Here is a 25,118-nt window from a genome sequence, read left to right as displayed (position 1 = left end):
TTATGCCTCTGACTCGGCGATCGCACACACAGTATCTGTCATCACGTCGACCGCGAGCGGGATCACCGCCTCGTCGACGTCGAACGTCGCGGTGTGATGGCCGGTCGGATTGCTCGCGCCGAACCCGACGTACGTCGCCGTGCCCCCTGCTCGCTGGACGGCCCGCATCAGGCGCGTCGCGTCCTCGCTGCCGCCGAGGGCCGCACCGTCTTCTGGAACTACGTTCGCCCCTCGTGCCCGTGCCGCGGCCGCGACAACCTCGATAAGCCGCTCATCACAGGTTGCACTCGGCGCACCGGTGAGAGAGGATACATCGACAGCACAGTCGTGAAGGCGGGCAGCGCTCTCAATGACGCCCGTAGCGCGGTCCTCGAGCGACTCGCGAAGGGCGGTCGTCGACCCACGCACCTCGCCGCGGAGTGTCGCCGACTCGGCGACGATGTTCGAGGCAGTCCCGCCGGCTATCTCACCGACATTGATCCGTGTCTTTCCGTCCGCGTGTCGAGGAATCGCATACAGGTTGGAGACGGCCGTCGAGAGCGCTTGGATCGCATTTGATCCCTCCTGTGGTGCAATCCCGGCGTGTGCGGGCGCGCCCTCGAACGTCGCCTCGAACCCCCGTATCGCGAGGAACGAGTCGACGTCTGGGATCACCGTTCCCGTCTCTGCATCGAGGCCGACGTGGATCGCGACGAGCGCGTCGACGTCGTCGAGGTGTCCGCTCTCGACGACCGAGGCGGCCCCAGCGCCGAGTTCCTCGGCGGGCTGGAAGAGCACCTTCAGCGTGCCAGTAAACTCGCTCGCTGCGACCGCCTCGGCGACACCCACACCGATCGCCGCGTGGGCGTCGTGTCCGCAGGCGTGCATCCGTTCGTCGTACACCGAGGCGAACCCGTTTGCGGCTGGGTCGTGGTCGTCGTCGCTGGACTCCTGTTGTGGGAGTCCATCGATGTCGACCCGGACGAGCACGGTGGGTCCCGGACCGCGTTCCAGCACCGCGAGCGCACCGGTGTACCCGTCCTTGAGCTTCGTCAGGACCGCCTCGTCGACATCGAGGTCGCGTGCTCGCTCGGCCGCGCGGTCAAGTGCTGCCGCACTCGGCGGGCGGACTTGGTCTTCACTGTGGACGTCGCTGCCGACGTACAGCTCGTCGAGGTCGATCTCGTGTAGCGCGTCGACGATACGGCCGGTCGTGTAGAATTCACACCAGCCGAGCTCCGGACGCCGGTGGAGGTCGCGACGCAGTTCGATCAGCCGAGACTGGGGTTGTACGCGCACGTCGACTCGTTAGCAGACGGACCGCTTAATTGTTCAGTACGCCTCGAGTGCGGTCGTCGTTGCGGTCGCGAGCATCTGACAGCCGCGTCGGAGCGCGTCCCACTCGAGATGCTCGTCGGGCGCGTGTGCGAGGTCGACCGAACCCGGCCCGAACACGACCGTCGGAATCCCCGCACCTAGGTAGTGTCTGGCGTCTGTCCCTGCGGTGAACCCCTCGTAGCTCGGGTCCGTGATGCCGTGTGCAACCGCGGCGGTCTCGACACACGAAACGATCGGCTCGTCGGGGTCGACCTCTGAGCCCTCGAACTGCACGGAGAATCGGTCGAGAGTCGGTGGGTGGTCTGTGAGCCACAGGTGCTCTGTACACACATCCTCGAGCCGGTGTCGATAGGTGGCTTCGACCTCGGCGACCGTCTCGTGGGGGGCAACGCCGATGCGGATCTCGGCGGTGAGCGAGGCGGGAACCGACGACGCCCACTCACCGGCTTCGACCCGCCCGAACGTCACCGGCCACGGAGCGTCGTACGCGGTGAATCGCGGATGCGTCACCTGCTCGGCGCGCTCGCGCTCGAGTGATTTGAACGCCCGCCGGATCTGCTCGAAGTGCGGTAGCACGGACTCACCCTCCCAGGCCCTGGCGGCGTGTGCCGACTTCCCGGTCACCTCAAGCCGTGTCATGAGGCTTCCCCCGGCGGCGACGACGAGCGCGAAATCGGTGGGTTCAGCGATGATCGCGGCGTCTCGCTCGAACGGGTACGGATTCACCGCGGCCGCGGTGGCCGCACCGATACCACCCGCTTCCTCACCGACGACGCTCTCGACAACCACCCGCCCGTTCAGCCCGCGGCCATCGGCGACCGCCTCGACAGCCAGCGCCGCGATCACGCACGCCGCGAGCCCACATTTCATATCGGCCGAGCCGCGGCCGTAGAGTTGCCCGTCGCGCCACGCCGGGTCGAACGGTTCCTCACTCCACGCAGACGCCTCAACTGGAACAACGTCGGCATGGCCGTTGAGCACGATCGTCGGACCGGCGTCCGGGTCACCGAACTCGAGGACGCCGGCGATGCTCGGCCGGTCCGCGAGGTCGAGCGTCTCAATGGGCGGAAACGAGGGATGGGCTGTCAGCACTGCAGGGTCCGGCTCCCATCGGTATCGATCGAAGCCGAGTGCACCCAAACGCTCCCACAGCCACGCCTGAACGGCCGCCTCCTCGCCCGGGTAGCTCTCGAACGACACCAGATTCGACGCTAGCGCCCGCAACTCGTCTTCCCGGAGCTCCATTAGGCGTCCAGTCTCGGCGCGAGTACCTGAGGGTTCGGGTTGGATCGCCTGCTGCGGGACGGAACGTGGTTGGCTCGCGAGAACAGGTGTTTGTAGGAACGACTACAGGAACTCAGTGCTCTGCGGCCCGTTGGTGAGATGAACCTCGAACGGCTGTGTCCCGACGGCGTCCTGTTCGATCAGGTGCCAGTACGTCTCGGCGATCTCGTCGGGGTCGAGAAACGTCGTCTGGTCGCGGTCCGGGTAGCGGTCGCGCGTCCCAGGCGTGTCGATCTGGCCGTCAAGGACGACGTGTGCGACGTGGACTCCGTCGCCACCGAACTCCTGGGCGACGTCCATCGCCATCCCTCGCGCGGCGAACTTCGCGGCGGTGAACCCGACGGCACCGCCGAGACTCCGCACCGCCGAGGTCGCCCCAGTGAAGATCACCGTGCCGCCGCCCGTCTCGAGCATGTCCTCGACTGCCTCCTGCGTGCAGACGAACGGCCCGCGAACTCCGACAGCCCACGACCGCTCGAACTCCGCGACGCTCGCGTCCGCGATCCCCTTCCACGCGGCGCTGCTAGCGTGGTTGATCAACACGTCGACGGGGCCAAATTCCTCTCGAACCGTCTCGACGGACGACCGCACCGCGTCGACGTCGGTAAGGTCGGTTGGCACGGCGAGCCCCTCGCCGGGCTCCGGTAGGTCAGCCGCAAGCTCCTCGAGGTACGTCTCGGAGCGGGCGAACAGTGCGACACGGCACCCCTCAGCAGCCAGTCGTCGCGCGAGCGATTCTCCCAGTCCCGGACCGACGCCAGCGATGACCGCAGTTCGAGGCATACCTCTTTGTACGGCCTACCCCGGCAAAACCGTGATGACCGCGCGCCCGATCGAACGGCGGTTTCGGGAGTTGTGGCATCCGTCTCGATGGACCCGGTCTCGGGTTCGCGATCACGGCGGTGATGTTGCCGTGCTCCCCGCGCCGGCGGTGATCGTCAGCAACCGGGTGTCTGTTGGCGACGTGGCGCCTGCTCGTAACGGGGCACCTACCGGCGCTCAGTCGCCGGCGTCCGCCAGCCGCGAGACGGTCTCAGCGAACACACGGGCACCCTCGACAACGTCTGGCCACGCCGTGTACTCGGCTTCGTTGTGCGTCTTGCCGTCGACGCTGGGGACGAAAAGCATCGCCGTCTTGGTCAGCTCGTTGAGGTAGGTTGCGTCGTGGCCTGCACCGCTCACCATCGGCTGGTGGGACGCCCCGACGGTCGCGGCCGCATCGAGCGCGGTGTCGGCGACGCTCGAGGAGAACTCGGTGTGTGGAATGCGCCAGATCTCTTCGAGGTCGTACGCTACACCCTCTCGCGCACAGGCGTTTTGTACCTCGCGTTCGACGTGGTCGACGAGCTCGTCGACGACCGCGTCGTCGTAACTCCGGACGTCGACGGTGAACCGGACCGTATCGGGGATGACGTTTATCGACCCTGGCGACACATCGAACTCGCCGACCGTGGTGACGACGTCAGCTGCGGCCCGGTTCGAGAGCCGTCTGACCGCGCTCACGACGTCGGCGGCAGCGACGAGCGCGTCGCGACGCGCGTGCGTTGGCGACGGGCCGGCGTGGTCGGCATCGCCGTGAACAGTGACCTCGAGCCACGCCATCCCGAGGACCCCCTCGACGATGCCGACAGAGCGGCCGGCCTCCTCGAGTTTCGGCCCTTGTTCGACGTGGAGCTCCAGCGCCGCGTGGTACGGCTCCTGCGGCTCCACGGGCTCGTCGCCGTCGTAGCCGATTTCGGCGAGCGCCTCGGCGACCGACACGCCATCCGCGTCTGTCGTCTCGAGCACCTCAGCTGTGTCGAGCTGGCCGGTGAATGCCCCGCTTCCCATGAGCGCCGGTTTGAACCGCGATCCCTCCTCGTTGGTCCAGTTCACGATCTCGATCGGCCGCTCGTGGTCGACGCCGTCGTCGTCGAACGCCCGAAGCGTCTCGAGTGCCGAGAGGACCCCGAGCTGGCCGTCGAACCGGCCGCCGTAGGGCTGTGAGTCGAGATGAGAGCCGATCAGCACGGGTGCTGTGTCGGGGTCGGTCCCCTCGCGTCGGCCGAATACGTTTCCAACCTCGTCGACGCGCACCGCGAGGTCGAGCGCTTCGAGGTCCGCGACGAACCGGTCTCTGATTCGGGCGTCGGCCTCCGACAGCGCCAGTCGGTGGAGGCCGTCGTTCTCCGTGCGCCCGATCGCCGAGTACGCCTCGAACGCGGACTCGAGCCGGTCGGAGTCGATAGATACCATACCCACAGTGCAGTAACCGCCCATCTAAAACTAGCGACGAGACACACGAATGTTCGCGCTCGTATCGCGTCTCGCGGTCGCTCAGTCGTGGATCAGTACGTCGAGGACGGTCGGACCGTCTTGGTCGCGCCCAGCAGCTATCGCGTCTGCGATCTCGTCCGGCGAGTCGACGAGGTGGGCTGTCGCCCCGTAGCTCTCGGCACCGTCGGCGATCGCCGCGGGCGGGTCGAACTCCATCGCCTCGAAGTCGTGGTCTGGCTCCTCGCCGCCGAGCACACGGAGCGTGTTGTCCTTCAGGATGCGGTAGTTCTGATTGTCGGCGACGACTACCGTCAGGTCCACGTCGTGACGCACCGCCGAGTAAATCGCCTGCGGATAGTACAGGTACGACCCGTCGCCGATGAAGCTGACTACGTCGCGCGGGTCTGGCCGCTCGGCCTCCGCCATCGCGGCCCCAATCGCCGCCGGGAGGCCGTACCCCAATCCACCGCTCTTCGTCGAGATCCATTGTTCGGGCCCCAACGGCAGGTGCCACCGCACGGCCGCCCCGGAGGTGACGCCTTCGCTGACCACAAGTGCGTCCGCGGCCGCCTCGCCCATTGCGGCACCCAGCTCTCCCTTCGAGGCACGCGGGTCGGATGGGTCCGGGTCGGCCGGTCGGCGCGACCCCCACTGGGCGGCGGCCGCCTCGCGGGCACGCTCCTGTCGACGTTCTTGTGCGGCTACCGGGAGCGACTCGTCGACGAGTTCGACAAGTTCTGTAAGCACGTGTCTGGGGTCACCAAGCACCGAGGCGTCTGCGGGCCAGTTCTTGCCTAGTTCCCAGCCGTTCGGGCCGATCTGTACGATCGTCGCGTCGGCGAGGAGATCGGTCTCGTGTGCGAGCGACGTCGTCGCCGACCCACAGCCGACGAAACAGACCGTCTCGCCGTCGACTGTCTCGCGGAACCCAGACTCCGCACCTGGTACGGTCCCGCCCCAGAGCGCGTGGTCGGTCGGAAAGTTCGACTCGGCGGTGATGTACTCGCCGTGGACGCGTATGCCCGCCGTCTCGGCGAGGTCGACGGCCGCCTGGATGGCGTCGGGACCCGACCGAGCGACGTCATCACCGATCACCATCACGGGCTCGTCGGCGTCGACGAGGAGTGAGGCTGCGGCCGCCACCGCCTCGGGGTCGCCACGACCTGCGTCCGGAATCGGTCCCAGTCGCTCGACAGGTGCGTCCGTCGTCGCGGTCATGACGTCTACTGGAAGCTCCAAGAACACCGGTCCGGTCGGCGGTGTGAGCGCCTGTCTCGCTGCCCGTCGCAGCATTGCCGGTAGCGCGTCTACGGACGGAATCGACGCGCTCCACTTCGTGTACTGGTCGACGATCGCCTCAAGATCGCCGTGGAGGATCGGCTCTTCGTGTTGGAAATCGGTCTGGTAGTTTCCGGCTGTGACGAGCACCGGGGCCCCGGTGAAGGCGGCACCGATGACGTTACTCAACCCGTGGGCGAGGCCGGGGGCGACGTGGAGGTTCGTGACCGCGAGCGGGGACACGCGCTCGTCGTGGTGGGCGTGGTACCGCCGGGTCGTGGCGTAGCCGGCCGCCATCCCCACGGCGACGTCCTCGTGGAGGGCGAGGACGTACTCAAGTGGGCTCTCTGCGACCGCCTGGACGGTCGGTAGCTCCGTGGTCCCCGGATTTCCGAAGACACGAGTCACCCCGTACTCCGCGAGCGCTTCGACCAGGTACGCCGCTCCGGTTCGGGACATACACGACACTCTCACCCGCCGGAGTAAACCGTTTGTGCCCCGGCGGTCGCGACCAGCGAGATCGTTCCGTCGTCGTCCGTCTCGACCGCCGGCACGGTCGGTCCAGATTCGAGGTCGTTAGCTGACTATAGGCGGTCAGGGTAGTTCACCAGCGTCTGTCTCGACACCACAGTCCGGACACGACACGGACTCGTTCATGATCGGTTCAGTGCGTGATTCAATATACTACATCGTCGTGTGTGCAGCCGTGGTACACACGCGGTGGTGCCACCCGCCGGTGAATCGCCGTCGCTCGTTTCGACGCCCGCATCGGTGTTACCCATTTGAATCTCTTCGCTCGCGGAGTCGCTCAAGATCTGCGGGGGTGTTCACGTTCGTGAGCGCCTGGTCGACGCTGCGTTCGGCGGGCGCAGACTCGATTGGGACACGGTGTACGTCGAGCTCGTCGAGGAGGCTGAAAAGCGCCGCATTCGTCAGCCGGTTCTCGGCTGCGGTGACTGCTGCGGTGCGGTAGACGGCGAACACCGGCTGGAGCTGTCCCCCCTCGTCGACCGGCACGACCGCGTCGGAGTCGGTCGATTCCCCGGCGAGCCACCGGATCGCCTCGGTCGTGGCAAGCGGCATGTCACAGCCGACGACGGCGAGTCGATCCGTCTCAGTAGCGCGTGCTGCAGCGAGGATGCCGCCGACGGGTCCACCGGTTCCCGGCGGGTCGAACACGTACTCCACCGGTTGGTCGATTCCCGACCCAAGGAGTGCTCGGCGTGAGGCGGTGCCAACGGCGACGAACGGCGGGTCAACGTTGAGCGGCGCGACGGCGTCAACCGCTCGGCTCACCAGGGTGCGCCCGTCGAATCGGGCGAGCGCCTTGTCCCGATCGCCGAACCGTCGGCTTCGACCTCCGGCGAGCACGACACCACGAAGGTCGTCGCCCGTCGACCCGGCCCCTGGCGCGGTCATCGAACGATCAGTCGCTCTGACCCGTCGCCCTCTGCTGGTGGTGTCGACGGAGCACGCCGACCTTGTTCGCGACCGCCCCCGCGAGCGTCTCGAAGGCATCGCCGGCCTCACTACTACCGGCTCGCTTGACGATCGGTTCGCCGTCATCGCCCCCGGCTCTGACCGCCGGGTCGAGCGGCAGTGTGCCGAGGAACGGGACGTCGACGGCGTCTGCGAGGCCACTCCCACCGTCCTCACCGAAGATGTCGTGGTTGTTCCCGCAGTCGGGACAGACGAACGCGCTCATGTTCTCGACGACCCCCAAGACGTTCGCGTCGTACTCGGCGAACAGCTGGACCCCACGACGGGCGTCGTCGACCGCGACCGACTGCGGCGTCGTGACGATGACGGTTCCCGTCACGGGAAGATGCTGGAGGACGGTCAGCGGGACGTCGCCGGTTCCCGGCGGGAGGTCGATGACGAGGTAATCGAGTACGCCCCACGAGACGTCGGTGAACAGCTCGGTGAGTGTGTTCTGCGCCACCGGACCGCGCCAGACGACCGGGTCGTCGTCGTCGATGAGCAGTCCGACGCTCATCAGCTCGAGCCCGTGGGCGGTCGGCGGGACGATCTTGTCGTCGTCGTCGACGGTCGTGACTTCGGTGTCGTCGTCGGTGCCGAGCATCCGCGGGACGTTCGGCCCGTACACGTCGGCGTCGAAGAGGCCGACCGAGGCGCCACGCGCTTGTAGTCCGGCAGCGAGGTTGACCGCGACGGTACTCTTGCCAACCCCACCTTTGCCGGACGCGACCGCGATGACGTTCCTGACGCCGGGGAGGACGGACGCCTCGGCCTCGTCGAACCGCGGGACGCTCGCCGAAAGCTCTGGCTCGAGACCGAGCGCGTCGATGGCTGATCGAACCTGATCGGCGATCGCCCGCTCATCCGGCGCATACGGCGCACCGAGTGCAAGCTCGACTGCGGCTGTGTCACCCTCGACCGAGAGGTCGGTGACGAGTCCGGCGGTGACGATGTCGGTACCGAGCGCCGGGTCCTCGACGGCGCTGAGTCGATCGCGAAGTTCGGCTGTGGGTGAGTCGTGTGGAGACATGTGGTTAGTCGGTGGTAACGTCGTCTGCCGTCGGCGGGTCGGCGTGAACGCCGTCACGGGCGTCCCACGCGGCGAACGTGCGCGCGAGTCGAGCGAGTCCCGCGAAAACGCCCTCGACGGTGTCGCGCGTGGAGACGGTTGGTTCGAACTGGTCGAGCCAGCCGAGCTGTGCGAGCGTGTGCGCCTGGAGCTCCCGAACGCGGTCGAGACCCCCTGTCTCGGCAGCGTCGTCGGGCTCGTCGTCAAGCATCGTCGCCTCGCGTTCACAGAGCGCGCGCATGAACTCGAACTGCGCGGCGAGATGGTCCGGGATGCCGTCTCCGCGTTCGGGCTCGAAGCCCGCCGCAGCGTACAGCCGTGCCATCTCGGCGGCCGGGTCACCGAGCAGCTCGCCCGCCTCGCCGGCGGTGTGGTGTCGCGAGTCCGACTCGAACGTCTCGCTCGGGTCGACGGCGTGTGCCGAGGCAAACGGCGGTACGTAGTGGTCGCCGGGGACGACAAAGAGATTATCATAGCCGATCGCCAACGCGTCGGCGTCGACCGCATCGCCCGCGCCGAACCCGCAGAGCGCGTCGATGTCGACGGAGACTGGAAACGCGTCCGCGAGCGTGACGTACGTTCCGGCTTCGAGTGCGCGGGCGACGGTCGTCGCCTCTCCGTTGAAGGTGGCTGCGAGCAGGCCGTAGACACGGGCCCGTGCGTCCGCCATCGAGCGGTCGTCCGGCGGCACGTCGCCGCCGATCGGCCGTTCCTCGCCGTCTGAGGACCGGCTCACAGCCGCTCCACCTCGACGAAGGCGTCGTACTGGGCGTTGCTCCCCCCGACGAGGTCCGAGAGACCCGTGTCGCCGAGCGCGTTGTCGAGCGGTTGAATGTGGTTGATCGCGAAGCCAGCGTCACGACCTTTGGCGTATCCGGCCTCCTCGTGCATTGGCACATCGAACCGGTACTGGCTGTGGCCGTCGACCTCGGTGGGCCCACGCGTCTCACCGTCGATCGTCTCCGCGGTCGCACCGTTTGCGGTCCGTCCCCAGCCCCACATCGCGCCGACGACCCCGGGGCGGATGCCGCCGGTGACCATCGCGACGCCCTCGACGGTCCGCCGCCCGGCGTCGATAGCGATGTCGTCGCCGTTCTCGATGCCGCGCGTCTCGGCGTCCTGGGGATTAATCCACACCGGATTTTCCGGGCGCGTCTCGCGGAGCCACGGGCTGTTTTGGGTACGGTGCATCCCCTGGTTGCGCGGCTTCCAGTTGATCAGCCGGAGCGGCAGTCCGTCGTCCGGCGTTTCGCCGACCGGTGCCTGGACCGTCCCGTCGTAGTGCTCGACGTCGTCGACACGCGGAAGCGGGTCGAATCGCTCGCCCGTGTACGAGTGTTTGCCCGTCGGGACGGCCTCGCTGTAGAAGTCGACACGCGACTCGAGTTTGTAGCGCATGTGCTCGCCCTCGTAGGCGTTCGAGCCGTCCGCGCGCTCGGCGTAGTCGTAGTCGTGCCCGTTCCGTGCGAACTCGCGTTCGTAGTCGTCTGCGGGCTCCTCGAAGCGTCCGCCGCGGTTCAACACGGTGACCACTTTCGCCCATTCTTCGTCTGTGACCGCCGCCTGCCACCGCTCTAGGTCGAACTCGTCACCGAGCCCCCGTTTGTGGCTCTCGCGGAAGATCCGTCTTTCCTCGGCGCTCGCGTCGGGCACCGGGTCGCGGTCGTACGCGACGTTCGCCGCCAGCTTCACGTAGAAGTCTTCGGCCTGATCGAGTGGCCACGCAGTCCCCTCCGCATCGACGATCGCGTCTTCGCCGACACCCGGGAGATCTAGTTCCTTCCACAGGTCGATCAACACGTCTTCGAACGGCCGGGCGTCCGGCACGACCGAGATTGCCGGCTGGCTGATCTTCTCGTCTGCCAGCCGCTTGTTCGGGTACGTCCCGAAGTTCTCCCACCGCTCGAGATACGTCGGCTCCGGCAGGATGTAGTCGGCGTACTGACTTGTCTCGCCGATGACCGTGTCCGAGGCGACGATGAGCGGGATGGCGTCGGTGTCGTTGAGGATCGGCGGTATCTTGTCGCCGCCGGCAGCCGCCATCACGTGGTTGTTCGAGTACGGCCGGATGAACAGCGCCTCGACGCCGTACGGGTACGCGTCCTTGGCGCTGCCGTAGAGCTCCTGTGTCGCCTGTGGCGGGGCGACGGGGAACCACGGCCGCTTCGCCGGGTAGCCGTCGTCGCGCTCGAACAACGTTGTCTCCTCGTAGTTCACCCCGCCGCGGAGGATCGGGATCCCCCACGACTGGTTGGCGTCGGGGACAGTTGCGAGGTTATAGCGGCCGCTCGTGGTGGCGAAGCCCGCGTATGGCGTGATCTGTCCGCCCTTCCAGTCGTAGTTGCCGATGAGGTGTTGGAGCGTGGCGATCGCCCGCGTGCTGTAGAACCCGTTGCCGTGTTTGGCCGGCCCGCGGTACTGCATGATCGCGGCGCGCTTGCCGTGGCTCGTGAACTCGTCGGCGAGCTCGGCGACCTGTTCGGCCGGCACCCCGGCCATCTCCGCGTACTCCTCGACGGTGTGTTCGTAGACGCGCTCACGGTAGAGGCTCCAGGCGCTGCGGACGGGGGTGCCGCTGACGCGCACGTCGACATCGAGCACCGCCGTGTCGACCTCGCTGGCCGGACGAGGGTCACCCGAATCGGCGTCGACGACAACGTAGTCGTCGGCAGTCTCTGCGTCGACAGCGACTAGCCCGAGGTCTGCGGCTCGCGCCTTCGGTCTCGCCTCCTCGTCGACGAGCACGAGGTGTGTCGCGTCGCTCCACGTCGGCTCGTCGTCGTCCGCCGCGGCCGACTCGACGGGGTTCTGGAGGTACCCGACGTCGTGTCGGTTGTGCTCAAGGATCCACCGTGCCATCCCGAGCGCGAGCGCTCCGTCCGCGCCGGGTTCGACGGGCACCCACGTGTCGGCCTTCTCGGCGGTCTTCGACAGGCGTGGGTCGACAACGTCCATTCGCATCCCGTCCTGGATGGCGTTCGTCAGCTTCGGTGCAAGCCACGTCGGTCCCTTGTTGGCAACCATCGGGTTGGTCCCCCACACGAGGAGGTACTCACAGTTCTCGACGTCCGGGTACTGCCGCTTCTTTTTCGCGTCGTGTGAGCGGACGTTTCCCATGACGCTCGAGACGCCGCAGACGCCGGCGTGGTGGATACTGTTCACCGAGCCGAGCCCCTGATGCCAGAGCCGACTCCGGATGAAGTTCCGGCGGAAGCCGCCCACGTCGACGATCTGATTGGCCTTCGGGCCGAGGTCGGGGTGGTCGGTGTCGATGAGGTCGTCGCCCCACTTCTCGTCGAACGCGGACTGCGTCATCTTGCCGTCTTGGACGGCCTCCCAGTCGCTCATGACGGCATCTTCGGGCGCGTACCCCCACATCGACTCGAGTCCGTCGTGACCGAGCTCGTCGTCTCCGCCGACGATAGCCGCAATCGCTTCCTCCCACGAGATCGTCTTCCACTCGCCAGAGCCGCGCGGCCCGACGCGTTTCATCGGCTTGCGGACCCGGTAGCTGTCGAAGGCGGTCTGGATGCCGGCCTGCCCTTTCAGACAGATCCGGCCCCCAGAGAGCGACCAGCGGTCGTCGGCGACGTCACCGGTTCCCTCGAGGTCGCCGGTCGCGACCGCCTCGGGGTCGCTCTCGTATGGCACCTGTGCGAACGGCTGGGTGGTCAAGAACGAATACGGGTTTCCGGCGAGCTTCCGCACGAGCGAACTGTACTCGCCGGTACCGCTGCCCTCGTCGAGTCGCACCTTGATCGGACAGAACGTGTTACACTGTCCGCATGTAGTGTGGATGACGTCTTCGGCGCCATACTCGCCGTAGTCGTCGCCCACGTAGTGGTTCGTGTCGTCTGTCCACAGGTCGCTGATGTCGGCGTCGACGGCCGCCCCGCTGGCGGCCGCGACGACCCCGATGCTCCCCGCGGCCTTGAAGAAGTCACGTCGCGATACACCCGTTCCGTCGTTTCCGTCGTCAGTGCTCATTCGTGGTCACCTCCTGTGAGTGGCGTCAGCGGAAGCAGCTCTGCACCGATGGTGAAAAGCAGCAGGCCGACGCCGATGATACCGAAGCTCGTCGCCCACTCGACAAGCGTCGGGAAGTACGACCCGTGTGGGAGTCCCTCCATCACGGGGAGAATCTGTGCTGGAATCACAATGTTGAATCTGACGGCGACGACGCCGATTACGACGAGCAAGCCGGCGAACGTCATGATCGGTGGGCTCCGGCGCCACGACCGCTTGCTCAACAACACCATCGGGAACACCCAACTGCACCCAACCATGAACCACCAGAACGACCACGACATCTCACCGAACAGCACGATGAGCCACGTCTCGACCTCGTGCGGATGGAGGCTGCTGAACGCGATGAGCCCTTCGACTGCAGTGAGCGCGACGTCGATGACGATGAACGCGATGAGCAGCTGGGCGAGCTGCTCGAGCAGGTCGGCGTCCACTCGCTCACCGTCGAATAGGCGCGTTCGAAGCACGTACAGCATCATCACCAGTGCGGTTCCGCTCAACAGTGCCGAGATGATGAATATCACTGGGAACAGTCCGCTGTTCCAATACGGCCGCGCCTTCGATACCGCAAACAGCACGCCTGTACCGCCGTGGACAGTGAAGATTGCCAGTGGAATGCCGACCATGCCGGCCCGTTTAAGCCAGCGAGTGTCGAACGCTCGCGAGGCGTCACTCGTGTCGGTCCGGCCGAGCGTGAGTAGTTCATAGAGCTTCGCACGAGGCCCCTCAAGCTCGGTTGCGAGCTGTGCGAGGTCGATCCGCATCGAGAAGTACAGCTCCGTGACGAGGATGCCGATGTACGCCACGTACGCGTGTACCTCCCACGAGAGCGCCGAGGTGAATTGTCGCCAGATGAACGGGTAGTACATCCGGTCCATCCGGCCGAGGTCGATCCAGACGAACAGCAGGGCGACGGCCATACTGATTATCGCGGCGAAGAGGGCATCGCGATCGATCCGGTGCATCTTGCCCACGTCGAAGACGTTCGCCAGCGTGCTCACGAGGAAGGCCCCCGCAGAGAGGCCGACGAAGTAAATGTAGAAGGCGACCCACGCTCCCCACGGGACGATGCTCGTGAGGTTGGTGCTTGCCATTCCCTGTGTCAGCCGCAGGTAAGCGGCGTAGGCACCGCCAGCCACGAGCAGGCCAACAAAGGCGTACCACGCGACGCGAAGCCGCCCGTCTTCGAATCCAGGCGAGAATTCGAACGCAGTGTGTTTTGTTGCCATGGGTTCACTTGAGGTAGTAGACGTTGGGGTCGGTCCCTTCCGCCTCTTTCAGCTGCATCGCTCTGGTCGATTCGGCCATCTGTGACACGTCACTCTCGGGGTCGTTGAGGTCGCCCATGTTCCGTGCATCGCCGATACACGTCTCGACACAGGCGGGCTCCTCACCACGCTCGAGGCGGTGGGTACAGAAGCTGCACTTTCGAACGTTCCCGATCGGTGAGTCACCCTCGGTCCGCTTGCCCCGGTCGACGCCGTACTCCGGACTCGTGACCTCCCCGGCCTCGTCGACTTCGTCGTCGTAGTTGTCACCGAAATCAAAGTACCGGGCCCCGTACGGGCACGCAATGATACAGTACCGACAGCCGATACACCGGTCGTAGTCGATGTTTACCACGCCGTCGTCCATCGAGTACGTCGCCGAGACCGGACAGACCTGTACGCACGGCGGATTCTCACACTGCATGCAGGGGCGGGGAACGTTCGTCCGTGTGACGTTGGGGAACTCGCCGTGTTCTTCTTCCATGACGACGTTGTACGAGACGCCCGGCGGCGTGCGGTTCTCGGCCTTACACGCGACCGTACAGGAGTCACAGCCGACACACTTCTGTAAGTCGATGACCATCCCCCACTTCTCGTCACCGACACCGATTTCGGACTCGTCTCGTTGTAACGCCGACTCCGATGCGACCGAGTCCATCGACCCAACCGAGCAGCTCAGCGACTCCGCGGTTGGCGTCGAGATCGTCTGGTCGCCCGAGTCGACGGCCGGATTCGGCGTTGCCCGATACTCCTCGCCGAACTCGGACTCTGCGGCCGCGTCGTGTTTGTTCCAGAAGTCGTCACCCGTTAGTTCACCGCGTGCGACGCGCTGTGCGTCCTCGGCCATCTCGATCCCGAGGTCGGTGTCGGCGTCGACGTCCGCAAGCTCTTCACGCGGGTCGACCCGCTCGTTCTCGACCATCTCGTCGAGGTCGGCGCGATTCACGTTCGGGACGCCCGGCAGCGGCTCCGAGCGGTCTGCACTACTCATCGCCATCACCCCAGTGTCCGTCGGCGGGTGCCGACCGGACGAGTTCGTCGTTCATACACAGAATCGTACGGACTGTCCTCCCCAAAGCGTGCTACCTAAACTGTTTGTACCAGCTTGAGATGCCGAGATACCCTACTATTCGGCTACCAATACTGTTTGGGACAAGCTGATGGCCGCAGTTCGATCGGCGGCCAGCGGCCAGCAGGACAGCTTATATAGGGTGACGCATAAGCCGGATCCATGCGACAGTCGCGTCGACCCCTCCAGTGGACGATACATGGCCTTCCCGGGGATACCGAAGCGAGTCACCACGATGTACCGTCATGAACTGGATCATCGTTCTCTCCGTCGGTCTCCGACTGATCGGTGTAGGCTACTCGCTCACACTGCTCTCGCGGACCCATGATCGTCGGTTCGGATTCCTCACGCTTCTGCTCTCGTTCATGACGCTTAGGCAGGCGTTAACCATGCAGACGACCAGTGCCGGTCTCGAAGAGCTGCCGGGGCTCGTGGTGAGCGTCCTCACTATTCTCACGGTCTACTACCTCTCGACGTACGTCGACGAGGAAGCAACGATCAAAGCGCAGCTACAGGAGGCGAACGAGCGGCTCCGCGGCTTCCGGAAGGCGATAGAACACGCTGGCCACGCCATCTTCCTCACCGACACGGAGGGGACGATCGAGTACGCGAACCCGGCGGTTGAGTCGGTCACCGGCTACGACCGGTCGGCAGTCGTTGGTGAGAATCCGAAGCTGTGGCAGTCGGGCGAGCACGATGACGAGTTCTACGCCGAACTCTGGGAGCAAATCGGCGAGGGTACGGTCTGGGACGGCGAGATGGTCAACCAGCGAAAGTCAGGCGAGCGCTGCTGGGTCGACACGACTATTGCTCCCATCACGAACGAGGATGGTACTGTCGAGCGCTACGTCGCCGTCGAGCACGACGTGACCGAACGGCGCAACCGCGAACAACAGATCGAAGCACAAAACGAACGACTCGCGTCGCTCAACGCCACCAACGAGGTGCTCCGAGACGTCAATCGTGAACTTGTCGCCGCATCGACGCGAGACGACCTCGAACAAGCCGTATGTGAACAGTTTACTGCTGCAGACCCCTTCGACGTCGCCTGGATCGGTGGTCGTGGACTCGTCGCCGACACCGTTACGCCACGCTCGTGGGCGGGAACCGACGCCGAGACACTGGAGGCCCACGTTGAGTCCCTCTGTACCGCCACACCAACGCCAGTCAAGGTCGCTATCGACGAGGGGACGCCGGTGATCACGCGCGTCGAATCGTCCACACTGGGAGAGACTGACGCTTCGAGTGCGGTCGTCATCCCGCTCGCATATCGCGGAGCCGAGTACGGTGTGATCGTCCTTGTCGCCACCGACTCAGATGCGTTCTCTCAGATTGGACGGGCAGTGTTCGCCGAACTCGGCGAGACGGTCGCCGACGCAATAAATAGTGTAGAGAGCGAACAGACGCTCGCGTCCGACCGCGTCACCGAACTTGAGTTCGAGTTGGCTGCGATCTCAGAGCCACTTGCGACCCTCGCTGCGACGCTCGACTGTCACGTCGAACTCGAGCACGTTGCCGCGGACAGCGGCGAAGAACACGCACAGTACGTGGCCATCGAGGGTGCATCACCGGAGGCTATCGCGGATCACGCCACAGTAGCCACACACATTACCGCCGTTCAGCACGTATGTACGTACGACGAGTGTGCCGTCTTTCGACTCGCCGTCGATGACACCTCGCTCGTCTCGACGCTGGCGCAGTACGGCGCGAGTATCGAGTCGTTAACGCTTACCGGGGACCGCGGCCGTCTCCGCGCGCAGGTCGCCAGCTCGAACGACATCCGGACCGTCGTCGATGCGTTCACTGCGAAGTACGATGATCTGAGTCTCGTCGCCCAGCGGGAGACCGAACGAGACGTTCAGACCGAGGCCGCGTTCCGGGCGACGCTCGAGTCTGTGCTGACCGACCGCCAGCGGGAAGCAGCACAGACAGCCTACTTTGCCGGATTCTTCGAGTGGCCACGAACGCACAGCGGCAGTGAGGTCGCCGAGATGATGGACATCTCTCAGGCGACGTTCACCCAACACCTGCGAGCAGCAGAACAGAAGCTCTTCGAGGAACTGTTCGGTGAAACCGTCACGAACCGGCTTGAGCTTACGCGCACGACGATGGGCTGACGGGAGACGGCTCGTATCCGCGGGTTCGACACGTCACGATCGGGATCCGGCACGAGTGTGCGGTTCGATAACACATTTATACGGCCCTTCCCTCGTGAGGGTATGTCCCGTGGACCACCTATCGAGGAGTTACACTTTTCACAGGAACCAGACGTCGGCGACGTGCCCGGTCCGAACTCGAAGTCCTTACTCGAGAAACAACGGGCGGTCGATACGAATGCGGTCGCATATCCGCGACGCGTTCCGGTCGCACTCGACGCCGCAAAGGGGGCGACGATCCGCGACGTCGACGGCAACGTCTTTTTGGACTTTTTCGCCGGTATCGGCGTCCTGAACGTCGGGCATTCGAATCCGTACGTCCTCGAGGGTGTCCACGAACAGCTCGACGATATCGCGCACACGGTCGATTTCCCGACCGAGGCACGCATTGAGTTCATCGAGCGGTTGAATGACATCGCTCCCGACGGTCTCAGCGGAAACAGCAAGGTCATCTTCGGTGGTCCGAGCGGGAGTGACGCAATCGAGGGGTCGATCAAACTCGCAAAACACAACACCGGCCGCCACGGGCTCCTCGCGTTCGAAGGGGCCTACCACGGCACTACCGCCGGCGCGCTCAGTTTGACCGCTGGCAAGTCGTATAAAGAAGGGTACGGACCACACCTCGCTGATGCTGTCCACGTACCGTACCCGGATCCGACGGAGACGGGCCCCGGTGGCGACGTCGCTGCTCTCTGTCCGGCAGAAAACTGCTGTCAGACCGGTGTTTGTGCACGATCACTCGATGCGGTCCAGCGAAAGTTTGAGGGTGCATACGGGGGTCACGAAGACCCGGCCGCGATCTGGGTCGAGCCGATCCAGGGCGAAGGCGGCGTCGTGGTTCCGCCGGAGGGTTTCCTTCGGGGGCTCCGTGACATCGCCGACGACAACGACGCGATGTTGATCTTCGACGAGATACAGACCGGATTCGGTCGGACCGGCGAGTGGTTCGCTGCGGACCACTGGGGGGTGACGCCAGACGCGATGACGATGGCGAAGGGAATCGGCGGCTCTGGGCTTCCGATCGGAGCGATGCTCTACCACGAGAAGTACGACACGTGGGGCCCAGGCGGGCACGTGGGCACGTTCCGCGGCAACGTCCCCGCGTTCGTCGGCGGCATTCGCGCCATCGAGTACGTCGAAGACCACGACCTCCTCGCGCACGCGACCGCCGTCGGCGACTACATTCGCTCGCGGTTCCGCGAACTTGCCGAGGCAGTGCCACAGATCCTCGACGTCCGCGGAAAGGGGCAGTTCACCGGCGTTGAGTTCCGTGTCGACGGAAACCCCTCGAAGTCCCTCGTCGAAGAGATTCAGCGCGGCTGTTATCACGAAGGCGTGATGGTGTGGTACGCTGGCCGTGAAAAGAGCGTGCTTCGGCTCCTGCCACCGCTCGTGCTCACCCAGCGCCAAGCCGAGGTAGGGATGGACATCATCTGTGAGGTGATCCAGCAGGTCGTTCCCGAACCCGCTACCGCCGACTGACGCCACGGCGTCACCCGGCAGCCATCGCCTCGCGTCTTATATCGGCTGCTGGCGACCATACGTGAGTGTTCGCCATACCCATTCGACCGGGCCGAATCGGAACCGACGAAGCCACAGCACCGAGAGGGCGACCTCGACGACCCAGAACGCAACCACGAGCCCGAACGCCACAGACCGGCTCACCGATCCGAACAGCCCGAGTCCGTGGCCGTAGAATATCGTCGTCGCCACGAGACTTTGGAGAAGGTAGTTACTGAACGCCGTTCGACCGACGGCCGCAAACGCCCGCGTGACCCGGCCGTCTGGTCGGGCTCGCACGTAGAGGGTGACCGCGCCGACGTACCCGCCCGCGACGAGGAGACTTCCGACGTAATTGAACTGTCGCCAAAACAGCGCTGCGTCGGCACTCCACGCGTTTACCTCGATGTACCATACCCCGGCGGCCACAAGCACGACGCCGACGCCCCCACCGGCTACAAGCACCCGGTACAGCCGCCTGCTCCGCTCGTTGGTCAGCACACCCCACTTATACAGTGCCATTCCAAGGAGAATAGTACCGCCGACCCGCCAGAACGTGCTCCCGAGGAATCCGGTCGTCTGTCTGGAAAATGCTGTCGGCACGCGGTGGTCGAGCTGTTCGATCCAGCCACTTCGGTAGGTGGCGACTTCGGCGCGAAGTGCCGCCTCAGACGGCGCCCACTGGGCGGCGATCGCCTGACCGCCGATGGTGAGACCGGCGAACACCTCAAGTAGTGGAACCACGAGCAGTAAGACCGTCGCGAGCCCGGCCAGCGCCCGCGGCTCCCAGTCGCGTACGGTGATCAACGCGAGTCCACACAGGCCGTACGCGACAAGTACGTCGCCGTACCAGAGCAGATAGGCGTGACCGAGGCCGATGAGAATGAGCCAGATAGTCCGTCGGTAGTGGAGCCGCAGTGCTGGCTGTCCCTTGCGACGTTTGTGGTCGATAAACAGCAGTATCCCGGCCCCGAAGAGCGCAGAGAATAGGGTGATAAACTTCAGCTCGGCGAAGACGTGTCCGAGGAGCCAGACCGCATAGTTTATTCCAGAGAAGTCGCCGTAAACGGTCGGATTGAGCAGCGTCGTCTCGGGCATCGAGAACACTCGAACGTTGATGATGAGGATCCCGAGCACGGCCACGCCCCGGAGCGCGTCGAGACTGGTGATTCGGTCCGCCGGCGGGGTCGGCGCGGGGGCGTCGGCGTCGCTCACAAGTGCTCTTAGGGACCCCAGAACCGAATAGGTTCGTGATTTCGTCGAGGAATACTCCGCCGGTTCTCAACGGTCGCGGGTCATCCACTCACTCGCCTGTGGTTCACCAGGGTCGGTCCGCACCTCGACGAGCGACGGTCCGTTGTGGCCTCGTGCCGACGCTATCGCCTCGGCGAGAGACGCTTGGGTGGTCACTCGCTCGGCGTGTACCCCCATTGCCTCAGCGATGGACGCGAGATCGAGGGCCGTCTCGCCCCAGCCGTACGCCTGGTCCGGGAAGTCGTACGAGCGCGCTGCCTCCTCGCTGATGATCGCGTAGTCGTCGTTGTTCAACGCGACCACCGTGACGTCGATCGCCTCCGCGGCGAGGGTATGGAGTTCGTGGATACACATCATGAGCCCGCCGTCACCGGTCAGCGCGACTACCTCTCGGTCGGGGGTCGCGAGCTTCGCACCGATGGCAGCGGGAAGACCGGTTCCCATCGTCGCCCACGACCCGGGGTTGACGTACGCGGTCGGCCCGGCTGCCGGAAACGAGACCAGTGTCCACAGCCGGAAGCCTCCGGCGTCGGCGGTCACGACGGCCTCCGATGGAAGAACCTCTCGAACGGTCTCGAGGACCTCAACCGATCGGAGCGGCGCGCCCTCGTCCCGGTCGGCGGCGATCGCCGAGAACCGGCCTCGGTCAGCTTCTCGGACCGCCGCGGCACGGGTCTCACCGGGTGATCTTGGCTCTTCCCCTGTTGTGTCGTCGCCGGCGAGGCGCTCGTCGAGCGCCGTGAGGAATCGACCCGCGTCGGCGACGACCCCGAGGTCGGTCTCGTAGCCGAAGCCGACGTCGTCACCGTCGAGCGTTACGTGGACGAGCGTCTCTGGCATCGACACCGACCACTTCGCAGTCGCGACCGCGTCGAGGTCTGAGCCGACGACGAGTCCGACGTCTGCCTCGGCGAGAAGGGTGCGGAGTTCCGTGCTCGCGCCACCACAGAGGACGCCCGCCGAGAGCGGGTGCGTCTCGGGGAGGACACCTTTCCCCTTGTACGTGGTCACCACTGGCGCGTCGAGACGCTCGGCGATAGCTCGAAGCTGGGCCGTGGCACCGGACCGCCTGACACCGCCCCCAGCGATGACGACTGGGGCCGTCGACTTACGCAACACGGTACCGGCTGTGTCGACTGCCTGCGGGTCGGGTTCGGGCGGCGCAGCCGGCTCGCGGATCGACGGCGTCGTTTGCGGCGTTCGACTCGCGAGCACGTCTTTCGGGATCCCGACGCGAACCGGTCCCTGCGGATGTTCACGAGCGGTGCGGATCGCCTCGGTGACCGCCGAGACGGCACCCGCGGGCGACTCGACAAGGACGTTGGCCTTCACGACCATGTCGTACGTCTCCGGCGGGGTCTCGTGGATACCGTCTCCGCCACGGACGTCGGCTTCGGTCTCGACTGCAAGGTGAATCAGTGGAGCACAGTCGTTCGTGGCGTTTTTCAGCCCGTTGGCCGCGTTCATGTCGCCGGGGCCAGGGACGACGACGGTTGCGGCCATCGCTCCCGGACCGCCAGTTTCGGCGTACCCCCACGCCTGATGCGTGACCGCGGTCTCGTGGCGAGCGACGACGAACCGTGCGTCTCGGTCGGCAAACGCCCGGTTCAGTGGGAGCGTCTGCTTGCCGGGAATCCCGAACGCGGTGTCGATACCGTGTTCGAGCAGACAGTCAACGACTGCCTCGCCGACGGTTGGATGCGTGGTACCGGTGGACATACTCCGACGTCGACGGACCCGATGTTCAATCCTTCGTTCCGGGCGCAACCGGTGGAGAGGACGATGTGTGAGTGATCACTCCGCAAGTGTCGTTTCGCGAACGCGGACCCCCTTTCGTGAGAGATGTTGCATCTGACGACGGGCGAACGCCTCTTCGGTGCTGCCGCGCGTCGCGAGTACGTAGACGAGCGCAGAACCGGCTGGACGCATCGTGCGGCCCACCCGCTGGGTCCCCTGCCGTCTGGAGCCGCCGAGCCCCGAGGCGACGATCGCCAACTCGGCGTTCGGAAGGTCGATTCCCTCGTCGCCGACACGGGACACGACGAGGACGGCGAGTTCGTCGTCTTCGTCTCGGAACCGACGAAACAACGCCGATCGCTCGGCGTGGGGCATCTCACCACTGACGAACGGCGCGTCGATCGCGTCGGCTATCGCCGCGCCGTGATCGAGGTACTCGACGAAGACGAGTGACCGTTTGTTCGGGTGCTGGGCCAGCAGATCACGGATCTCCACGACCTTCGCGGGGTTCTCTGCGGCGAGCCGACGGCGCTCGCGCCCGTCGGCGCTCGTGTACTCGTTGCGCGCGAGTTCGTCACGCCACGGAACGTACCGGATCTCGACTTCCGGCTCCTGTACGAATCCCGCCTCGAACAGCGCGTCCCAGTCGGCACCGATCGGTGGGCCGATCAAGGTGTATATTTCTTCTTCGCTGCCTGTCTCCCGGACCGGCGTCGCCGAGAGCCCGAGGCGGTGTTTCGCCTGCAGTTCGGCCGACCGCTTGAACACGGGCGCGGTGATGTGGTGACACTCGTCGAAACAGATCAGTCCCCACCGGCGTGAGTCGAACAACTGCCGGTGTCGGTCCATCCCCGCCGTCTGATAGGTCGCGATCGTGATCGGTCGGATCATTTTCTCGCCGCCGTGATACTCACCCACGTCGTCTGGGTCGACCGTCGAGTGTGTCTGCAGCGCCGCTCGCCACTGGCCGGCGAGCTCGCGCGAGGGGACGAGAATCAGCGTCTCACCGCCAACAGCCGCGATCGTCTCGATCGCGGCGACGGTCTTGCCCGACCCGGGCGGACCGACGTACACGCCGGCGCGTGCCTCAAGGAACCGCTCGACCCACGTCTCCTGGTAGGGTCGCAGGTCAGTTGAACACGCAATCTCGACGGGATCGCCGGTCTCGAGATCCCGGTCGTCCTCGACGGGATAGCCGGCGTCGTACAGGGTCCGTTTGACGCTCGCGACCGCGTCTGCGTCGACCCATGCCTCGGCGTCCGAGATCGGCGCGCGGAGCTCGCCGTCTTCGAGGTGGCTCTCGGCGACGTTGCTCAACAACGATGCCGTGGCCGCCTCAAGCACGACGTAGTCGTCTTCGTGGGTGTACAGCCGAAACTGGTGAGCGCGGCCCCATTGGTCGCGTATCCACGACTCAAGATGCTCGAACCGTCTCGGTAGCACCGACCGCAGCCGCCCGATGAGCGCGTCGACGTCTGTGAACGGCGCCGCCCACACGTCCTCCTGGCGAATCCGATACAAGTACCCGCGCGTGCCCGGTTCGGTACCGGTGGTATCGACGAGCCGGGCGACCTGTGAGAGCTGTGCGCGGGTGAACTGCGTCGGGTGGTCGACGACGATCTCCCGCCGACTCGGAAACACGACGACGCGCTCTCGGCTCGCCAGTCGGCCCCACTCGGTCGGATAGTACACGACCGGGTCGGCCTCGACGTCGAGCCGTTGTGCATCGTCGCGCTCGGCGAGCCCATCGAGTGCATCGCGGGCAGCGGCCTGCGTGGTCCCGATGCGCCTGGCGACTTGACTCGCGGTCACCACGGGACGCTCCTCGGCTTCGAGCGCCTCGTGAAAGCGGTCGATGTCGACAGCTCCGTCGCCGTCGGAGCCAGAGCCGTCGTCGCGGCCGGCAGCGCTGTCGTCGGTCATGGCAGCGTTTCGATCGCGAGAGCAATATGGGTAGCGTCCGAAATGAAAGGGCGTCCGTCCGTCCGTCCGTCGCGATCGTGTCGCGACTCAGTGTCCCCGGGGGGCGCCGTGACAGCCCCGCGTCGTGATCGCCTGCTTCGAGTGGAATCGGCAGCCGCAATCGACACACCGAACTGCCGAGTCACCGGCGTCGGTCGTCAGCCGGTGGCCACCGACGACGAACGGACGCGAGACGGTTCGTGGGCGGATTTGGTCTGGAATCGGTGTCTCCGACGATTCGCTTAACGCGGCACGCACTGCGATGGTGTCGACGTCGACGCAGTCGAACCGCCCCGCCTCAAGTGCGGCCGACCGGTCTGCGACCTCTGTCCAGGCGGTTACCACGACCGGCGAGGCCGTCTCGGTGTCTGCAACGACGACCACGAAGCGGATCCCATCTTCGACGACCGCGAACCGCCAGCCGTCGGTTCGGTTCCACCGAAGCTGTCCATTGCGAATTGCGGCGCTCACTGTTCGCGTTGAGATGTATCGACCGGGCTGTCTGAGTCGTTTTCGAAAGTGGTCGGTGAGTGCGTACAGCCCGGGATCGCGAAGCGGCGGATCTTCGGGGGTTCGATGCGAGATTCTACCCGGTCCTACCGGGCTGTCGGGTGTGTCCGGTCGCCGCGACCGGCGATACCGGTGTGTCGACGACGGCGCCGACGCAGCTCGGGCGCCTCGCACAGACTGGTCGTCGCCGTCAGTCAGCGCGGTCGATGGCTCGATCCGACGCTCCGCCGATCCGGGCCGGGAGCCCCAGTCACTCCCCGGCCCGCCCTGTCGGGATGCCACTACTTACCAACTGTAGGCGAATCCATATGTGTGTTGTGGCGCCGACGATCTTCACGCCGCCCGTTCGTCGCTCGATCGTGTGGGTGGGCGGCGTGTGCTTTATATCACCGGCTGCGCTAGCGCAGGCTATGCCGCAGTGTGAAATGTGTGGTGCCGAGCAGGCCTCGCTCACGACGACGAAGGTCGAAGGCGCCGAGCTGGAGCTGTGTAGCTCCTGTGCGGACTTTGGAACGAAGGTCCGCGAGGAGCCGTCGAGCACCAGCGGGAGCAAGTACTCGACGAGTTCGAGCAGTGGAACCTCATCGAGCGGCTCCTCGTCGAGTGAGTCGTCCGGCGGCGGGGGCGGCGGGGGCGGCGGCGCTCGTCGTCGCGACATGTTCGACACGATGGACGAGATCGCCACCGACTACGACGATCGGATCCGATCCGCCCGGGAGGCCGCCGGTCTCAGTCAAGAGGCGCTCGCAGACGACCTCAACGAGAAGGCGAGTCTGATCCGGAAGCTCGAACGTGGTGACACGCTCCCGACCGACGACATCCAGCGGAAACTCGAGCGTGCACTCGACATCTCGCTCGTCGAGGGCGAGGAGGTCGACGCCGAGTGGGAGACGAGCGACACTGGGACGATGACGCTCGGCGACGTGGTCAAACGAAAGGAGTGACGCCGCGGT

The 25,118-nt window shown here is 65.6% G+C and carries 18 protein-coding genes; 3 read left to right on the top strand and 15 right to left on the bottom strand.

Going from position 1 to position 25,118, the window contains the following annotated elements:
- The 11 genes from ACWUI7_RS10255 to ACWUI7_RS10205 all read right to left on the bottom strand — a co-directional run bounded on the left by ACWUI7_RS10255 (nucleotide 1) and on the right by ACWUI7_RS10205 (nucleotide 14,968).
- On the bottom strand, nucleotides 1–1,278 hold the full coding sequence (locus ACWUI7_RS10255) for an amidohydrolase (RefSeq protein ID WP_496642130.1): 1,278 nt from the start codon (nucleotides 1,276–1,278) through the stop codon (nucleotides 1–3).
- 33 nt (nucleotides 1,279–1,311) lie between these two features.
- Nucleotides 1,312–2,562, bottom strand: a complete 1,251-nt coding sequence (locus ACWUI7_RS10250) for a M20/M25/M40 family metallo-hydrolase (protein WP_496642129.1) — start codon at nucleotides 2,560–2,562, stop codon at nucleotides 1,312–1,314.
- Between the two features lie 102 nt (nucleotides 2,563–2,664).
- Entirely contained in the window at nucleotides 2,665–3,384 is a 720-nt protein-coding gene (locus ACWUI7_RS10245; protein ID WP_496642128.1) for an SDR family NAD(P)-dependent oxidoreductase, read from the bottom strand.
- A gap of 216 nt (nucleotides 3,385–3,600) precedes the next feature.
- Nucleotides 3,601–4,836: a Zn-dependent hydrolase gene (locus tag ACWUI7_RS10240; RefSeq protein WP_496642127.1), complete on the bottom strand. Its 1,236-nt coding sequence runs from the start codon at nucleotides 4,834–4,836 to the stop codon at nucleotides 3,601–3,603.
- 81 nt (nucleotides 4,837–4,917) lie between these two features.
- Nucleotides 4,918–6,594 (bottom strand): thiamine pyrophosphate-binding protein, encoded by a 1,677-nt coding sequence (locus ACWUI7_RS10235; protein WP_496642126.1) that lies wholly within the window; start codon nucleotides 6,592–6,594, stop codon nucleotides 4,918–4,920.
- A 315-nt stretch (nucleotides 6,595–6,909) separates the two neighbouring features.
- Nucleotides 6,910–7,554 (bottom strand): molybdenum cofactor guanylyltransferase, encoded by a 645-nt coding sequence (mobA, locus tag ACWUI7_RS10230; protein ID WP_496642125.1) that lies wholly within the window; start codon nucleotides 7,552–7,554, stop codon nucleotides 6,910–6,912.
- A gap of 7 nt (nucleotides 7,555–7,561) precedes the next feature.
- Nucleotides 7,562–8,644: an Mrp/NBP35 family ATP-binding protein gene (locus ACWUI7_RS10225; RefSeq protein WP_496642124.1), complete on the bottom strand. Its 1,083-nt coding sequence runs from the start codon at nucleotides 8,642–8,644 to the stop codon at nucleotides 7,562–7,564.
- 4 nt (nucleotides 8,645–8,648) lie between these two features.
- Nucleotides 8,649–9,419 (bottom strand): TorD/DmsD family molecular chaperone, encoded by a 771-nt coding sequence (locus ACWUI7_RS10220; protein ID WP_496642123.1) that lies wholly within the window; start codon nucleotides 9,417–9,419, stop codon nucleotides 8,649–8,651.
- The gene (locus ACWUI7_RS10215) at nucleotides 9,416–12,670 is read right to left on the bottom strand and encodes a molybdopterin-dependent oxidoreductase (RefSeq protein WP_496642122.1); all 3,255 of its coding nucleotides are present in this window, start codon (nucleotides 12,668–12,670) and stop codon (nucleotides 9,416–9,418) included. The genes ACWUI7_RS10220 and ACWUI7_RS10215 overlap by 4 nt, the downstream gene beginning before the upstream one ends.
- Nucleotides 12,667–13,938, bottom strand: coding sequence for an NrfD/PsrC family molybdoenzyme membrane anchor subunit (gene nrfD, locus ACWUI7_RS10210; protein ID WP_496642121.1), 1,272 nt, complete (start codon nucleotides 13,936–13,938; stop codon nucleotides 12,667–12,669). Before nrfD ends, ACWUI7_RS10215 begins: the two co-directional genes overlap by 4 nt.
- A 4-nt stretch (nucleotides 13,939–13,942) precedes the next feature.
- Nucleotides 13,943–14,968: a 4Fe-4S dicluster domain-containing protein gene (locus tag ACWUI7_RS10205; protein ID WP_496642120.1), complete on the bottom strand. Its 1,026-nt coding sequence runs from the start codon at nucleotides 14,966–14,968 to the stop codon at nucleotides 13,943–13,945.
- Nucleotides 14,969–15,291: 323 nt separating this feature from the next.
- Between ACWUI7_RS10205 and ACWUI7_RS10200 the strand changes: the two genes are divergently transcribed.
- Both ACWUI7_RS10200 and ACWUI7_RS10195 read left to right on the top strand, forming a co-directional pair.
- Nucleotides 15,292–17,163 carry a bacterio-opsin activator domain-containing protein gene (locus tag ACWUI7_RS10200; RefSeq protein WP_496642119.1) on the top strand — a complete coding sequence of 624 codons (1,872 nt, stop codon included), beginning with the start codon at nucleotides 15,292–15,294 and terminating at the stop codon, nucleotides 17,161–17,163.
- 102 nt (nucleotides 17,164–17,265) lie between these two features.
- The gene (locus ACWUI7_RS10195; RefSeq protein ID WP_496642118.1) at nucleotides 17,266–18,684 is read left to right on the top strand and encodes an aspartate aminotransferase family protein; all 1,419 of its coding nucleotides are present in this window, start codon (nucleotides 17,266–17,268) and stop codon (nucleotides 18,682–18,684) included.
- A gap of 36 nt (nucleotides 18,685–18,720) precedes the next feature.
- On the opposite strand, the gene ACWUI7_RS10190 is transcribed toward ACWUI7_RS10195, so the two are convergent.
- The 4 genes from ACWUI7_RS10190 to ACWUI7_RS10175 all read right to left on the bottom strand — a co-directional run bounded on the left by ACWUI7_RS10190 (nucleotide 18,721) and on the right by ACWUI7_RS10175 (nucleotide 24,447).
- Complete coding sequence (locus ACWUI7_RS10190; protein WP_496642117.1) at nucleotides 18,721–19,917, bottom strand: DUF418 domain-containing protein; 1,197 nt, start codon at nucleotides 19,915–19,917, stop codon at nucleotides 18,721–18,723.
- Between the two features lie 66 nt (nucleotides 19,918–19,983).
- Nucleotides 19,984–21,675 (bottom strand): thiamine pyrophosphate-binding protein, encoded by a 1,692-nt coding sequence (locus ACWUI7_RS10185; RefSeq protein WP_496642116.1) that lies wholly within the window; start codon nucleotides 21,673–21,675, stop codon nucleotides 19,984–19,986.
- 75 nt (nucleotides 21,676–21,750) lie between these two features.
- Nucleotides 21,751–23,616, bottom strand: coding sequence for a DEAD/DEAH box helicase (locus ACWUI7_RS10180; protein ID WP_496642115.1), 1,866 nt, complete (start codon nucleotides 23,614–23,616; stop codon nucleotides 21,751–21,753).
- A gap of 87 nt (nucleotides 23,617–23,703) precedes the next feature.
- A complete protein-coding gene (locus tag ACWUI7_RS10175) occupies nucleotides 23,704–24,447 on the bottom strand; it encodes a hypothetical protein (RefSeq protein ID WP_496642114.1) in 744 nt (247 codons plus the stop codon).
- A gap of 128 nt (nucleotides 24,448–24,575) precedes the next feature.
- Here ACWUI7_RS10175 and ACWUI7_RS10170 point away from each other — a divergent pair, with 128 nt between their 5' ends.
- The gene (locus ACWUI7_RS10170) at nucleotides 24,576–25,109 is read left to right on the top strand and encodes a multiprotein bridging factor aMBF1 (protein ID WP_496642113.1); all 534 of its coding nucleotides are present in this window, start codon (nucleotides 24,576–24,578) and stop codon (nucleotides 25,107–25,109) included.
- Nucleotides 25,110–25,118: the final 9 nt, after the last annotated feature.

This window comes from Halorubrum orientale (assembly GCF_059623105.1).
This window is presented reverse-complemented; position numbering and strand designations above follow the sequence as displayed.

What these genes read in the sequence shown, in the direction of transcription:
- ACWUI7_RS10250 (WP_496642129.1), bottom strand. Translation starts at nt 2,562, where the DNA reads ATGGAGCTCCGGGAAGACGAGTTGCGGGCGCTAGCGTCGAATCTGGTG.
- ACWUI7_RS10245 (WP_496642128.1), bottom strand. Translation starts at nt 3,384, where the DNA reads ATGCCTCGAACTGCGGTCATCGCTGGCGTCGGTCCGGGACTGGGAGAA.
- ACWUI7_RS10240 (WP_496642127.1), bottom strand. Translation starts at nt 4,836, where the DNA reads ATGGTATCTATCGACTCCGACCGGCTCGAGTCCGCGTTCGAGGCGTAC.
- ACWUI7_RS10235 (WP_496642126.1), bottom strand. Translation starts at nt 6,594, where the DNA reads ATGTCCCGAACCGGAGCGGCGTACCTGGTCGAAGCGCTCGCGGAGTAC.
- mobA (WP_496642125.1), bottom strand. Translation starts at nt 7,554, where the DNA reads ATGACCGCGCCAGGGGCCGGGTCGACGGGCGACGACCTTCGTGGTGTC.
- ACWUI7_RS10225 (WP_496642124.1), bottom strand. Translation starts at nt 8,644, where the DNA reads ATGTCTCCACACGACTCACCCACAGCCGAACTTCGCGATCGACTCAGC.
- ACWUI7_RS10215 (WP_496642122.1), bottom strand. Translation starts at nt 12,670, where the DNA reads ATGAGCACTGACGACGGAAACGACGGAACGGGTGTATCGCGACGTGAC.
- nrfD (WP_496642121.1), bottom strand. Translation starts at nt 13,938, where the DNA reads ATGGCAACAAAACACACTGCGTTCGAATTCTCGCCTGGATTCGAAGAC.
- ACWUI7_RS10205 (WP_496642120.1), bottom strand. Translation starts at nt 14,968, where the DNA reads ATGAGTAGTGCAGACCGCTCGGAGCCGCTGCCGGGCGTCCCGAACGTG.
- ACWUI7_RS10200 (WP_496642119.1), top strand. Translation starts at nt 15,292, where the DNA reads ATGAACTGGATCATCGTTCTCTCCGTCGGTCTCCGACTGATCGGTGTA.
- ACWUI7_RS10195 (WP_496642118.1), top strand. Translation starts at nt 17,266, where the DNA reads ATGTCCCGTGGACCACCTATCGAGGAGTTACACTTTTCACAGGAACCA.
- ACWUI7_RS10185 (WP_496642116.1), bottom strand. Translation starts at nt 21,675, where the DNA reads ATGTCCACCGGTACCACGCATCCAACCGTCGGCGAGGCAGTCGTTGAC.
- ACWUI7_RS10180 (WP_496642115.1), bottom strand. Translation starts at nt 23,616, where the DNA reads ATGACCGACGACAGCGCTGCCGGCCGCGACGACGGCTCTGGCTCCGAC.
- ACWUI7_RS10170 (WP_496642113.1), top strand. Translation starts at nt 24,576, where the DNA reads ATGCCGCAGTGTGAAATGTGTGGTGCCGAGCAGGCCTCGCTCACGACG.